The sequence below is a fragment of the Burkholderia sp. HI2714 genome, from assembly GCF_002223085.1.
GTDB lineage: Bacteria > Pseudomonadota > Gammaproteobacteria > Burkholderiales > Burkholderiaceae > Burkholderia > Burkholderia lata_D.
On the sequence record NZ_NKFM01000055.1, the window covers coordinates 125,305 to 138,581 of the forward strand.

At 69.6% G+C, this 13,277-nt stretch carries 11 protein-coding genes; 7 read left to right on the plus strand and 4 right to left on the minus strand.

Annotated elements, in window-relative coordinates; genetic code table 11:
* Positions 1-3: 3 nt before the first annotated feature.
* Together CFB82_RS29955 and CFB82_RS29960 are read right to left on the minus strand one after the other, a co-directional pair.
* A complete protein-coding gene (locus CFB82_RS29955) occupies positions 4-3,051 on the minus strand; it encodes a DUF802 domain-containing protein (RefSeq protein ID WP_089486395.1) in 3,048 nt (1,015 codons plus the stop codon).
* A gap of 10 nt (positions 3,052-3,061) precedes the next feature.
* Positions 3,062-3,841 carry a DUF3348 domain-containing protein gene (locus CFB82_RS29960; RefSeq protein WP_089486498.1) on the minus strand — a complete coding sequence of 260 codons (780 nt, stop codon included), beginning with the start codon at positions 3,839-3,841 and terminating at the stop codon, positions 3,062-3,064.
* 633 nt (positions 3,842-4,474) lie between these two features.
* Between CFB82_RS29960 and CFB82_RS29970 the strand changes: the two genes are divergently transcribed.
* Entirely contained in the window at positions 4,475-5,686 is a 1,212-nt protein-coding gene (locus CFB82_RS29970) for a hypothetical protein (RefSeq protein ID WP_089486396.1), read from the plus strand.
* 97 nt (positions 5,687-5,783) lie between these two features.
* Here CFB82_RS29970 and CFB82_RS29975 read toward each other — a convergent pair whose 3' ends face one another.
* On the minus strand, positions 5,784-6,422 hold the full coding sequence (locus tag CFB82_RS29975; RefSeq protein ID WP_069252865.1) for a LysE family translocator: 639 nt from the start codon (positions 6,420-6,422) through the stop codon (positions 5,784-5,786).
* A 151-nt stretch (positions 6,423-6,573) separates the two neighbouring features.
* Here CFB82_RS29975 and CFB82_RS29980 point away from each other — a divergent pair, with 151 nt between their 5' ends.
* From CFB82_RS29980 to CFB82_RS30000, 5 genes are all read left to right on the plus strand, one after another.
* Positions 6,574-7,038, plus strand: a complete 465-nt coding sequence (locus CFB82_RS29980; protein ID WP_089486397.1) for a GNAT family N-acetyltransferase — start codon at positions 6,574-6,576, stop codon at positions 7,036-7,038.
* 48 nt (positions 7,039-7,086) lie between these two features.
* Positions 7,087-7,665: a hypothetical protein gene (locus tag CFB82_RS29985; protein WP_089486398.1), complete on the plus strand. Its 579-nt coding sequence runs from the start codon at positions 7,087-7,089 to the stop codon at positions 7,663-7,665.
* Positions 7,666-7,873: 208 nt separating this feature from the next.
* Positions 7,874-9,253: an FAD-containing oxidoreductase gene (locus CFB82_RS29990; protein ID WP_089486399.1), complete on the plus strand. Its 1,380-nt coding sequence runs from the start codon at positions 7,874-7,876 to the stop codon at positions 9,251-9,253.
* A gap of 87 nt (positions 9,254-9,340) precedes the next feature.
* On the plus strand, positions 9,341-10,243 hold the full coding sequence (locus CFB82_RS29995) for a LysR family transcriptional regulator (RefSeq protein WP_089486400.1): 903 nt from the start codon (positions 9,341-9,343) through the stop codon (positions 10,241-10,243).
* A gap of 123 nt (positions 10,244-10,366) precedes the next feature.
* Complete coding sequence (locus CFB82_RS30000) at positions 10,367-11,356, plus strand: zinc-dependent alcohol dehydrogenase family protein (protein ID WP_089486401.1); 990 nt, start codon at positions 10,367-10,369, stop codon at positions 11,354-11,356.
* Positions 11,357-11,413: 57 nt separating this feature from the next.
* Here the strand turns inward: CFB82_RS30000 and CFB82_RS30005 are convergent, their stop codons facing one another.
* Positions 11,414-12,307 (minus strand): SDR family oxidoreductase, encoded by an 894-nt coding sequence (locus CFB82_RS30005; RefSeq protein WP_069252864.1) that lies wholly within the window; start codon positions 12,305-12,307, stop codon positions 11,414-11,416.
* A 95-nt stretch (positions 12,308-12,402) separates the two neighbouring features.
* On the opposite strand from CFB82_RS30005, the gene CFB82_RS30010 reads away from it, so the two are divergent.
* Positions 12,403-13,260, plus strand: a complete 858-nt coding sequence (locus CFB82_RS30010; protein ID WP_089486402.1) for a helix-turn-helix transcriptional regulator — start codon at positions 12,403-12,405, stop codon at positions 13,258-13,260.
* Positions 13,261-13,277 lie beyond the last annotated feature (17 nt).

Below are 13,277 nucleotides of genomic sequence, written 5' to 3' on the forward strand. Positions count from 1 at the left end.
GCGTTACGCTCCGACGCTCGCCCGCCGGCCGGCGAGCTGCTGCAGGTCTTCGACGATCTGCTTCTGCGACATCATGCTCAGGTCGATCACCTCGCGCGCCTGCGCGACGTAGTACTCGAGCTGCTCGTCGCTGCGCGCGAGCGACTTCTCCAGCGCGGCCTCGATGCGTTGCAGATGGGTCAGCAGCTTGTCGTTCGACTCGCCGAATACCTGTACGGCCATCCCGAACGCGTCGCCGAGGCTCGCGACCTCGACCGCGCCCGCCGTGACTTGCGCGGCCACCGAGTCGAGCTTGCGCGTTTCGGCATCGACGGTGTCGTTGAAGCGCGCGCCGACGCGGTCGAGCAGGTCGGCCGACGTGCTGACGAGCGCGTCGATCGCGGTGCGCTGTTCGGTCGATGCGTGGTTGACCGCGCCGAGCAGCGTTTCGAGCGTCGCGAGCAGGCGGCTGCGCTCCTCGAGCATCGCGGTGTCGTGCACCAGGCTGTCGGACAGGCGCTGGCGCAGCTCGGCGACGACGTCGGCCGCGGCCTTCGGCGCCTCCGACGCAGCCTGCACGAGACGCGCGATCTCGTTGATCGTGTCGCTCGCGTGCACCTGCGCCTGCGCGGTGATGTCGTTCGCGGTGCGGGCCAGCGTGTCGCAGATGTCCTGCTGGCGCGTCGCGGCCTGCGCGGTCGTCTGCGCCCATTCGTCGCGCAGCGCGGCAGCCATCGCGGCGAGCGAGTCGTTCCATGCCGCGAGGCGCTGTTCGTCGCGCGCGGACAATTGCGTCTGCAGGCCGGCATGCGAATCGCGAATCGTCGACAACAACTCGTTCGAGCGTTGTTCGAACGTCGATGCCTGTGCGGCCAGATCGCGCGTCGTTTGTGCGAGTGCGTCGCAGATTTCCTGCTGACGGCCCGCGCTGTGCACGCCTGCGCGCTGCCATTCGTCACCGAGCTTCGTGGCCATCGCGGCCAGCGAGTCGTTCCACGCAGTGAGCCGTTCTTCGTCGCGTGCAGCCAGTTGCGTCTGCAGGCCCGTGTGCGAGTCGCGGATCGTCGACAGCAGTTCGTTCGAGCGTTGTTCGAACGTCGATGCCTGTGCGGTCAGGTCGCGCGTCGTTTGTGCGAGTGCATCGCAGATTTCCTGCTGACGGCCCGCGCTGTGCACGCCTGCGCGTTGCCATTCGTCGCCGAGCTTCGTGGCCATCGCGGCCAGCGAGTCGTTCCATGCGGCGAGGCGTTCCTCGTCGCGCGCAGCCAGTTGCGTCTGCAGGCCCGTGTGCGAATCGCGGATCGTCGACAGCAACTCGTTCGAGCGTTGTTCGAACGTCGATGCCTGCGTGGTGAGATCGCGCGTCGTTTGTGCGAGTGCGTCGCAGATTTCCTGCTGACGGCCCGCACTGTGCACGCCTGCACGCTGCCATTCGTCGCCGAGCTTTGTGGCCATCGCGGCCAGCGAATCGTTCCATGCTGACAGGCGTTCTTCGTCGCGCGCAGCCAGTTGCGTCTGCAGGCCCGTGTGCGAATCGCGGATCGTCGACAGCAACTCGTTCGAGCGTCGTTCGAACGTCGAAGCCTGTGCCGTGAGATCGCGCGTCGTTTGCGCCAGTGCGTCGCAGATTTCCTGCTGGCGGCCTGCGCTGTGCGCGCCGGCGCGCTGCCATTCGTCGCCGAGCTTAGCGGCCAGCGCGGCCATCGAATCGTTCCACGCGGCGATGCGCTGCTCGTCGCGCGCCGCCAGGTCGGCCTGCAGCCCCGCGTGCGACTCGCGCATCGCGGCAAGCGCAGCGCTCGAATGGCGTTCGAACGTCGCGGCAGCCTCGCCCAGCGCGCGCGCATGCTGGCCGGCCAGCGTCTCGCCCACCTGCTCCTGGCGCGACAGCGCATCGCGCCACGCGTCCGACAGGCGGCTTTCAGTCGATTCGAGGCGCGTCGCCACGCCGTCGAGCAGGTCCGTCGAACGCTGCGAGAACGTGTCGGTGAACTGGCCGAGCGTCGTCTGCAGCTGCTGCGCGACGGCATCGCCCGCGCGGCGCTGTTCGTCGAGCGCACGGTTCCAGACGGCCGTCACGTTGCCGGTGGTCTTCTCGAAGCCGTCCGTCAGCCCGTCGAGCTGACGCTGCACGGCGCCCGTCACGGTATCGCGCAGCGCGGCCATCTCCTGCGCGAGCCCCGTCATCGTCGCGGCGACGACCGGCTGCAGCGCGGCACCGGCCACGCGCGCGCTTTCGGCGGCGCTTTCCTTCAGCGCGTCGCCGACATTCGACGCGAGGCCCGCATACGCGCGCTCGGTCCGGTCGAAAAACGCCTGCTGGCTCTCGATCTGGCGATCGTGCAGTGCGACGCTGCGCGCCTCGAGCGTCGTCATCATCGTCTGCAGCCGGTCGACCAGCGCCGGCATCACGTCGGCCTGGCGCTGCAGCAGCCGGAACGATTCGTCGCGCTGGTGTGCGGACGAATGCACGCGCAGCGTCGTCGCGATCTTCACGTCGAGCTGCTGGGCCGCGTCGATCCGCTCGCGGCGCACCAGTGCGGACAGCAGCCCGAGCATCGCGGACGTCGCGACGCCGGCGATCGACGTGCCGAATGCGAACCCGAGGCCCTTCACCGGCGCGATCAGCGATGCGCGGATCGCGTCGAGGTCGGTCGCGCTTTCGAGCGCGGCGCCCGTGCCCTTCAGCGTGACGACCATCCCGAGCAGCGTGCCGAGCATGCCGAGCAGCACGAGCAGGCCGACCAGGTAAGGCGTGAGCGACGGGCCCGGCAGCGCGACGCGCGCGCCTTCGACCCGCGCGCGCACGGCGCCGCGCAGGCCCGGGTGCAGCGTGTCGAGCCACGTGTCGAGCGTCGCGGGCGGCTCGGTCAGGCCGGCGACCGCGCGCGACAGCGTGGCGGTGGCCTGCCGGTAGCGCAGCAGTTCCCATGCGCCGGCGACGTAGCACGCGGCGATCAGCAGCGTGACGGCCGCCGCCAGCGGGTTCGACGCGACATAGCCGACGCCGATCCAGCCCACAGCGAGCAGACCGGCGACGAAGACAACGAGATCAAGGCGAATTCTGGACATAGCGTGTTGATTAGCTGGTGCGAAGGGCCGCGAGCAGCCCGTCTACCGTTTGAAACCGGACTTCGAGTTCGGCGAGCAGGACGCTTTGCATCTCGTCGCGAAACGTATCGAGCCATGCACCGGGCACGATCGCCGCGACGGCCGTGCCATCGGCCACCACCGCGCCGTCATCGGCCGGATCGGCCGTGGCTGCGGCTGCGGCCGCGGATTCGGCGTCGGCCAGCGCCTGCCGCTCCGCGTCGCGCAGCCGCCCGAAACGGGTGCTGAGCAGCGCGGGGATGGGCGACAGCAGGCTGCGCTCGCGCGCGCCGAGCACGCGCTCCATGATCGCGTCGAGCGTCGCGAGCCGCGCCATCCCGGACGAGCGCGCGGCGACCGCAACCCGCAGGCGGCCGCGCAACTGGCCGATCGCCGTTTCCATGTCCTGCTGCAGGGACAGATAACGCTGGCGGAAGTCCGCGAAATCGGCCGTGTCGGCGGCCGGCGGCGGCGGATCGCCGGGCCGGCGCCGCGCACGCGGCCGGTTGGTGGCCGTGATCGCCTGCGCGAGCTCGTGGCGCACGCGCGCGCAGTCGCGCTCCGCGTCGTAGCCGCGCACGCCGGCCGCGACGCCGGGCGGGCTCGCGTTCAGCGCGGACGACAGCGTGATCGCGTCGGTCCAGCCGAGCCACTGGCTCAGCCGGTCGGACAGCGTCTGCCGGGATTCCGCGACATCGGCATCGGCCAGGCGCGCGAGCAGCCGGACGAGCGCCGGGCCGCTCAGCGCCGGGCGCGGAGGTGCTTGCACCATGCTGCAAACCGTCAAAAAAGGCAGCAGTTTACACGCCGCCGGGCGGTCGGCCGCCAGAATCGGGGAAGCGGCGCCGATCGGCGCGGCGTGCGATACACGCGAACGCCCGCCGCGCAAGGCTCGGCGGGCGACCGGGGGCTGCTGCGGCGACGGTCCTGCCGGGCTCTTGCTCTTGCTCTTGCTCTTGCTCTTGCTCTTGCTCTTGCTCTTGCTCTTGCTCTTGCTCTTGCTCTTGCTCTTGCCCTTGCCCTTGCCCTTGCCCTTGCCCTTGCCCTTGCCCTTGCCCTTGCCCTTGCCCTTGCCCTTGCCCTTGCCCTTGACCTTGACCTTGACCTTGACCTTGACCTTGACCTTGACCTTGACCTTGACCTTGACCTTGACCTTGACCTTGCCCTTGACCTCGCCCTTGCCCTTGACGCCGCCCTTGACGTCGCCCTTGACCTCGCCCGTCGCCCGCCGCCCGCCCATCGCCCATCGCCGCCCGCCCATCGCAAATATCGTCCGACGATACCGGCCGCGTTGCACTAACATCAAAGCACCCGCCGAGCCACGCGTGCCGGCCGCGGGCGGCGCCGCCGAGACCGGGCGCCACCGACCCACGAACAACAGACGGGCCCGGCCCGACCGCACACGATGCTTGCCAATCTCGTCACGCGCCTGCGCGACCTTTTCGGCAAACCGCCGACCCCGCAGGCCTTCGCCGAACGCCTGATCGCCACGCTGCGCGCGTCGGGCGACACACGCACCTGGCGCCACGAGGACGAGAAGGGCTGCCTCGTCCAGTCGGATGTGCCGTCGAACATCATCAACCTGCACAACCTGTTCCACGACTACGCGGCCGCGAAGCCGTCCGAGCGGGACACCGTGCTGAAGCGCCAGGCGAACGCGATGCTGCAGCACGAGATCCCGACGAATTTCGCCGCCGCGCGCGCGAAGCTGCGCCCCGTGATCCGCAGCGCGACCGAGCGCTACGTGACGGCGCTGCAAACGGCCGGGCAGTTCGGCATAACGGAGCTGGCGTTCCGGCCGCTGTGCGAGAACATCGAAATCGGCATCGCATACGATGGCGAGCTCAACATCGCGCGCCTGCCGACCGCGACGCTCGACCAATGGGGTGTCTCGTTCGACGAAGCCTGCGACATCGCGATCGACAACCTGCGGGCCGAATCGTCGACGCCGTGGGCCGCGCTGCCGAACGGGGTATTCCTGTCGCAATTCGACGACTCGTACGACGCGGCGCGGCTGCTGCTGACCGACCTGCTCCACCGGCAGCCGATCGCCGGCGCGCCGGTCGTGATGGCGCCGAACCGCGCGGTGCTGCTGCTCACCGGCGACCGCAACCCGGCCGGGCTCGCCGCCATGGTCGACCTCGCCGAACAGGCGCAGGCGCAGCCGCGCGCGCTGCCGCCGCTGATGCTGCGCTGGGACGGCGCCGCCTGGCGGCGCTTCGTGCCGGCAGGGCTCGAAGCGAAGCTGCATGCGCTGCGCATCGGCGAGCTCGCGGGCGACTACCAGGATCAGCGGATGCTGCTCAGCGACGTGCATGAGCGCGACGGCACCGACATCTTCGTGGCGACCTACTCGGTGTACAAGCGCCAGGACGGCAGCCTGTTCAGCGTCGGCGTATGGAGCGAAGGCGTGCCTTCCCTGCTGCCCGAGACGGATATCGTCGCGCTTCATCGCGGCTCGACGGGGCAGTCCGCCTACGTGCCGATGGCCGAACTGCTGCGCACCTGCGGTGACCTGATGACGGCCACCGGGCATCGCCCCGTGCGGTATGAAGTGAAGGAATTTCCGGACGACACACGGTTCGCGGCGCTGCTGGCGCGGTTCAGCGAAACCTGACGCCGATGCGCGTTCGCGCGGCGCGCGCCGACGGCCGGCCACGGGAATGGCCGGCCGCCGTGCGATGCAGATCGGGAATGGAAGCGGTCAGATGCGGTCAGATGCCCGCTTTCGGGGCATTCAGGATCAGTCGCAGCCCGAGCAGCGTGATCGCGCCGGCGGCAATGCGGTCGACCCACTTCTTCGCGCGCAGGTAGAGCTCCCGCGGCCGCCGCGTGGAAAAGCACAGCGCAACGATCGTGTACCAGCCGAACTCGACGCCGAACACGAGCGGCGGCAGCGCCAGATAGCACCACAGCGGCGGATGCTGCGGGAGCAGCGCCGCGAAGATGCTGCCGTACCAGATCGCCGTCTTCGGGTTGCTGAGCTGGGTCGTCAGGCCCGTCCAGAACGACTTGCGCGCGCTGCCGCCGGCCATCGCCTGCGGATCGTCCATCGCGATCGGCCGGTCGGCGCCGCGCCAGATCTTCGACGCCATGTAGATCAGGTACGCGCCGCCCGCCACCTTGAGGCCCACGTACAGCCATTCGACGGCCTGCAGCAGCGTATAGAGCCCGGCCAGCGCGACGCCGCCGAACACGATGCCGCCGATGCCCATGCCGAGCGCGGTGGCGAGCCCGTCGCGGCGCGACAGCCCGATCGAATTGCGGGCAACCAGCACGAAGCTCGGGCCCGGAATCATCGCGCCGAGAAACAGCGCAGCCAGGATGGCGAGTACGGCAGCCGATGCAGTCATCGAAGTCTCCTTGGTGAGCGACGCCGAATCGCCAGCGCCTGCGTGTCGTTTCCGATGGTCGAGCCGCTGATTCTGGCACGCTTCGCGCATGGCCGAAAGCGGCTTTGCGCTGCTATGCTGGCCCTCTTTCCCGTCATTCGCGCCGCCACCCATGATCGAGATTCGCGCCGCCCGCTATCCCGACGACGCCCGTGTCGTCGAGGCGATCTTCCGCGAGTACATCGCCAGCCCGACCGTCAGCCTCGAATTCCAGGACTACGAGCCCGAGATCGCCGCGCTGCCCGGCAAGTACGCGGCGCCGCGCGGGCTGCTGCTGCTCGCGTGGCGAGGCGAGCGCGTGGTGGGCTGCGCGGCGTTTCGCGAGATCGACGCGACGACCTGCGAGATGAAGCGCGTCTATGTGCGCCCCGAAGCGCGCGGGCTGAACCTCGGCCGCCGGCTCGTCGAACGGCTGCTGCACGACGCGAAGGTGGCCGGCTATGCGCGCGTGTGCCTCGACGTGCTGCCCGAATTCGTCGCCGCCAGGCAACTGTATGCGTCGCTCGGCTTCACGCCCGCGCCGCCCGTCGCGTTCAACCCGGTGCCGGGCACCGAGTTTCTCGGGCGGGACTTGTAACCTCCACACCATCGGCACCGCTTTCCTCCTTTCGACCGGACACCCGTGATGCGCGTTTCCCGCCTGCCCTTCGTGCTCCTCCCGCTGCTCGCCGCGCTTTCGTTCAACGCCCGCGCCGGCGACCTGCCGAAATCGGTCGCCGCGCAGTTGCCGCCCGGCTACCAGCCGCTGCTCGCGCATGCCGGACCGGATCTCGACAACGGGCGGCACAGCTTCCTCGTCGTCGTGCATCGGGCGGTCGATACGCGCGAGCAGCCGTCGCCGCGGCCGCTGCTGATCTTCGAGGAACAACCGGATCACGCCTTCCGGCTCGTCGCGCGCAACGACCAGGTCGTGCTGCGCGCGAACGAAGGCGGCCAGTGCGACCCGTTCGATCCCGACGATGCCGCCGACAACGGCTTCGCGATCAAGGGCCGCTATTTCACCGTGCAGAACTTCGTCGCGTGCGGGCAGCACTGGAGCGACTACGTGACGTTCCGCTACGACCCGCGCACGCACGGATGGCTGTTTTCGAGCCGGATCGTCACTGAATCGTTTCCGCTCGACGACCAGCCCGACCACGTCACCGTCACGCGCGCCGACGCGCACCGGCCGGTGTCGTTCGGTCAATGGCAACGCAAGGACTGACGCGGCCGGCCCGGCGCGCTGCGACCGGTTGCATCGCACGCCGGCCGGCGCGGGCACGGCCGGATATCGTCACGTCCCGCCTCCCCCGCGCTCGCGAGCGCTCGCCAACAGGACTACCATGAACGCTCGCCGTCGCGCGACCGTGCGCCGGCCTCGCACGCGGCTCGCCCGCACGCGTTCCCTCGCTGCACCCGCACTGGAGGACGTCATGACGCAACACTTCGACGCGATCGTCATCGGCACCGGGCAGGCCGGGCCGCCACTCGCCGCGCGGCTGTCCGCCGCCGGGATGAAGGTCGCGATCATCGAGCGCGGCCGCTTCGGCGGCACCTGCGTGAACACCGGCTGCATCCCGACCAAGACGCTGATCGCGAGCGCATACGCCGCGCAGCTCGCGCGGCGCGCCGGCGAATACGGCGTGTCGGTCGGCGGCCCCGTCACCGTCGACATGAAAGCCGTGAAGGCGCGCAAGGACCAGATCTCCGGCCGCTCGAACCACGGCGTCGAGCAATGGGTGCGCGGCCTCGCGAACACCACCGTGTTTCAGGGTCACGCCCGCTTCGAGCAGGCCAACACGGTGCGCGTGGGAGACGACCTGCTCGAAGCGGAACGCATCTTCATCAACGTCGGCGGGCGCGCGCAGGTGCCGGCCATGCCGGGCCTCGACACGGTGCCGTACCTGACCAACTCGACGATGATGGACGTCGACTTCCTGCCCGAGCATCTCGTGATCGTCGGCGGCAGCTACATCGGGCTCGAGTTCGGCCAGATGTATCGCCGCTTCGGGTCGAAGGTCACGATCGTCGAGAAGGGCTCGCACCTGATCCGGCGCGAGGACGAAGACGTGTCGCAGGCGGTGCGCGAGATCCTCGAGAAGGAAGGGATCGACGTGCAGCTCGACGCGACCTGCCTGAGCGCGCGGCGCGACGGCAGCGGCATCGCGGTCGGCCTCGACTGCGCGGGCGGCGGCCGCGAGGTCGCGGGCTCGCACCTGCTGCTCGCGGTCGGACGCGTGCCGAACACCGACGATCTCGGGCTCGACCGCGCGGGCGTCTCGACCGACGCGCGCGGCTATATCGAGGTCGACGAACAATTGCGCACGAACGTGCCCGGCATCTGGGCGCTCGGCGACTGCAACGGGCGCGGCGCGTTCACGCACACCGCGTACAACGACTACGAGATCGTCGCGGCCAATCTGCTCGACAACGATCCGCGCAAGGTGCCCGATCGCTTCGCGGCGTATGCGCTGTACGTCGATCCGCCGCTCGGCCGCGTCGGCATGACGCTCGCGGAAGCGAAGCAGACGGGCCGCCGGCTGCTCGTCGGCACGCGCCCGATGACGCGCGTCGGCCGCGCGGTGGAAAAAGGCGAGAGCCTGGGCTTCATGAAGGTGATCGTCGACGCGGACAGCCACGCGATCCTCGGCGCGTCGATCCTCGGCGTGACGGGCGACGAAGTCGTGCACGGGATGCTCGACGTGATGGCCGCCGGCGCGCCGTATACGACGATCAGCCGCGCGATGCACATCCACCCGACCGTGTCGGAGCTCGTGCCGACGTTGCTGCAGGATCTGCATCCGGTCGAATGACGGGCGGCGGGCGGCGGCGCATCGGCGTCGCACGGGGGGGCGAGGGGTATGCGAAGATGGCCGCTCGCCACGACACCCGGGAACGCCATGGACCGCCTGCAAGCGATGCAGATCTACGTACAGATCGTCGAACGCGGCAACTTCACGCAGGCCGCCGACGCGCTGCAACTGCATCGACCGGCCGTGACGAAAGCCGTGCAGCAGCTCGAGCAGGAACTCGGCGTCCGGCTGCTGAACCGCAGCACGCGCCGCGTCAGCGTGACCGCCGAAGGCGAGGCGTTCCATGCGCGCTGCGTGCAGTTGCTCGGCAGCATCGACGACGCGTTCGCGTCGTTCCCGAAGCAGCGCGCGATACCGAAAGGCCGGTTGCGCATCGACATCGCGCTCGCGCTCGCGAAGACGGTCGTGATTCCGGCCCTGCCCGATTTCCAGCAGCGCTATCCGCAGATCGAGCTCGTGCTCGGCGCGAGCGACCAGCCAGCCGACCTGATCGGCGAAGGCATCGACTGTGTCGTGCGGGTCGGCAAGCTGAAGGATTCGAGCATGGTCGCGCGCACGGTCGGCGCGGTGCCGATGGTCACGTGCGCGTCGCCCGGCTATGTTGCCCGCCACGGTTTGCCGCGCACGCTCGACGATCTTCGCGCGCATCGCGCCGTCAACTTCTTTACCGGCAGCAATCGCAAGGTGCTCGAATGGACGTTCCGCCCGAACGGCGAAACGGTCGCGGTGAAGCTCGCGAGCAGCCTGCTGACCGACAACTCGGAAGCGCTGCTGTCCTGCGGGCTGGCCGGCCTCGGCATCGTGCATGCGTTGCGGCCCGCGCTGCAGCCGAGCATCGACACCGGCCAGCTGATCGAACTGCTGCCCGGCGTGCCGGCGGAGCCGAAGCCGGTGTCGGTGCTGTACCCGAACCGCGCGCATCTACCCGACAAGGTGCGCGCGTTCATCGACTGGCTGAACGAGCTGTTTGCGCGGCGTTATCCGGTGTAGAACAGGTGTGCGTCGATTGTTATTCATCGAATAACAATCAATGATCCCGCCGCGCGTTTCTCCGGCGCGGGGACCCGCCTACAGTGCTGCTTCATCGACACCCGTTCATTGAAGGAGCAACCCATGTCCCGCATCGTTCGTTTCCACCGCGTCGGCGGCCCCGAGGTCCTGCAGATCGACACCGTCGACGTACCCGCACCGGGCCCCGACGACATCCAGCTGCGCGTGAAGGCGATCGGCCTCAATCGCGCGGAAGTCATGTACCGCAGCGGCGAATATACGTTCATGCCGCGCTTGCCGGCGGCGCTCGGCTATGAGGCCGCGGGCATCGTCGCGGCGGTCGGCCGCAACGTGACGGCGTTCGCCGAGGGCGATGCGGTGAGCGTCGTGCCGGCGTTCTCGTTCGCCGACTACGGGATGTACGGCGAGGTCGTCAACGTGCCCGCGCGTGCGGCGGTCAGGCATCCGGCGAGCCTGTCGTTCGAGGAAGCGGCCGCGACGTGGATGATGTTCGTCACGGCCTGGGGCGCGCTGATCGAACTCGGCGGGCTGCAGCGCGGCGACGCGGTGCTGATCGGCGCCGCGTCGAGCAGCGTTGGGCAAGCGGCGATCCAGATCGCGAACCACGTCGGCGCGGTGCCGATCGCGCTGACGCGCGGCGAATCGAAACGCCAGGCACTGCTCGACGCGGGTGCGAAGCACGTGATCGTCGGCAGCCCTGCCGACCTGCCGCAGCAAGTGGCGGACCTCACCGGCGGCACCGGCGCGCGCCTCGTGTTCGACCCGGTCGGCGGCCCTGATGCCGCGAAGCTGCTGCGCGCGCTGGCCACGAACGGCACGTTCTTCCAGTACGGTGCGCTCGACACGCGCGACATCCCGGTTCCGGTGATGGACCTGCTCGCACGCCACCTGACGCTGCGCGGCTACGAGCTGTTCGAGATCACCGGCGACGCGCAGCGGCTCGAGCGCGCCAAGCGCTTCATCGTCGACGGGCTCGCGGCCGGCGCGCTGAAGCCGCTGATCGATCGCACGTTCGCGTTCGACGACATCGTGGAAGCGCATCGGTACATGGAAGCCGGTGCGCAGGTCGGGAAGATCGTCGTCACGGTGTGAACGATGCGAGGCGGGCGTGCCGCTTGTCTGTAAACAGCGGCACACCCGCCCCCCCGTTCAGCTTTCGAAATACCGCGGCCGGTCGATATCGGCCAGCAGCCCCGGCTGCGTCGGCGCCCAGTCGAGCGATGCACGCGTGCGCTCGCTCGTGGCCGGCGCATCCAGCCCCGCGAACATCGCGAACCAGCCGAAGTGTTCGCCGGCTTCAGCCGCCGTTTTCGCGACGACCGGCACGTTCAGCCGCCGGCCGATCACTTCCGCGATGTCCCGGAACCGCACGCCGGTATCGTCGACCGCGTGATAGCGCGCGCCGGCCGCGCCGCGTTCGATCGCGAGCCGATAGACGCGCGCCGCATCGAGCCGGTGCACGCCCGGCCAGCGGTTGCCGCCATCGCCGAGATAGGCCGATACCCCCTTCTCCCGCGCGAACGCGATCAGGCGCGGCACGAAACCGTGATCGCCGTCGCCGTGCACCGACGGCGGCAGGCGCACGACCGACGCGTGGACGCCGCGCGCTTCCAGCGCGACCGCGGTCGCTTCGGACGCACGCGGATAGGTCGACGACACCGGCACGTGCGGATCGTCCTCCGTCGCCGCGCGCCCGGGTGCGACGAGCGCGAGGCCCGACGTGACGACCAGCGGCCGCGCCGAGCCCGCGAGCACCGCACCGATCGTCTCGATCGCGCGGCGATCGAGCTCGCAGTTCTGCGCGAAGCGCGAGAAGTCGTGATTGAATCCCGTATGGATCACCGCATCGGCGGCTTCGGCGCCGCGCGTGAGGCTGTCGAGATCCTCCAGCGACCCGCGATGGACATCGGCGCCCGCCGCCGCGACCGACGACGCGGCCGCATCGGACCGCGCGAGACCGAGCACCGAGTGCCCGGCAGCAACGAGTTCGGCCACGACGGCAGCGCCGACGAAGCCCGACGCTCCAGTAACAAAGACACGCATGTTCAATACCTCCGGATGGCAGGGAGGCTTACTATCTGTCGATCGCCGCGTACGGTGAAGTCGTGACGGTTTACCGGTAAACGAACTAACAGGCTATGGCTGACGCCCCTGACAACCTGCTCGGCGCATACCTTCGGGCCCGCCGCGAGAAACTCGACCCGGCCGCGCTCGGCCTGCCGGCCACGCGCCGCCGCACGCCGGGCCTGCGGCGCGAGGAAGTCGCCCAGCGCGCGCACGTGAGCACCGCGTGGTACACGTGGCTCGAACAGGGGCGCGGCGGGGCGCCGTCGGCCGACGTGCTCGAGCGGCTCGCGCGGGCGCTGCTGCTGAACGACGCCGAGCGCGAGCATCTGTTCCTGATCGGCGTCGGCCACCTGCCGGAAGTCCGCTATCACGCGGCCGACCATGTGTCGCCGCGCGTGCAGCACGTGCTCGATTCGCTCGACGCGAGCCCGGCGATCGTGCGCTCGGCGACGTGGGACGTCGTCGCGTGGAACGACGCGGCAGCCGCGACGCTGACCGACTATGCGACGCTGTCGCCGGAACGGCGCAACATCCTGCGGCTCATCTTCGTCGATCCGCACGTGCGCGGCGTGCAGGCGAACTGGGAACGCGTCGCGCGGTTCGCGGTGGGCGCGTTTCGCGCCGACGTCGCGCGCGGCGGTGCGACGCAGGCCGTTCAGGCATTCGTCGACGAGATGCGCGCGGCGAGCGCGGAGTTCGACGCACTGTGGCGCGACCACGATGTCCGCTCGCACGAAGAAGGAACCAAGGAGATCCACCATCCTGCCGTCGGGCGCATCGCGCTCGAATACTCGGCGTTCGCGGTGAGCGGCCGGCCCGACCAGACGCTCGTGATCTTCACGCCGGAAACGGCGGCCGATCGCGCGCTCGTCCGGGCGCTGGTGGCCGCGCGCGCGCAAGCGCTGGCCGAGCAGATGCCCGTCGCATGACGGCGCGCGTTTCATCG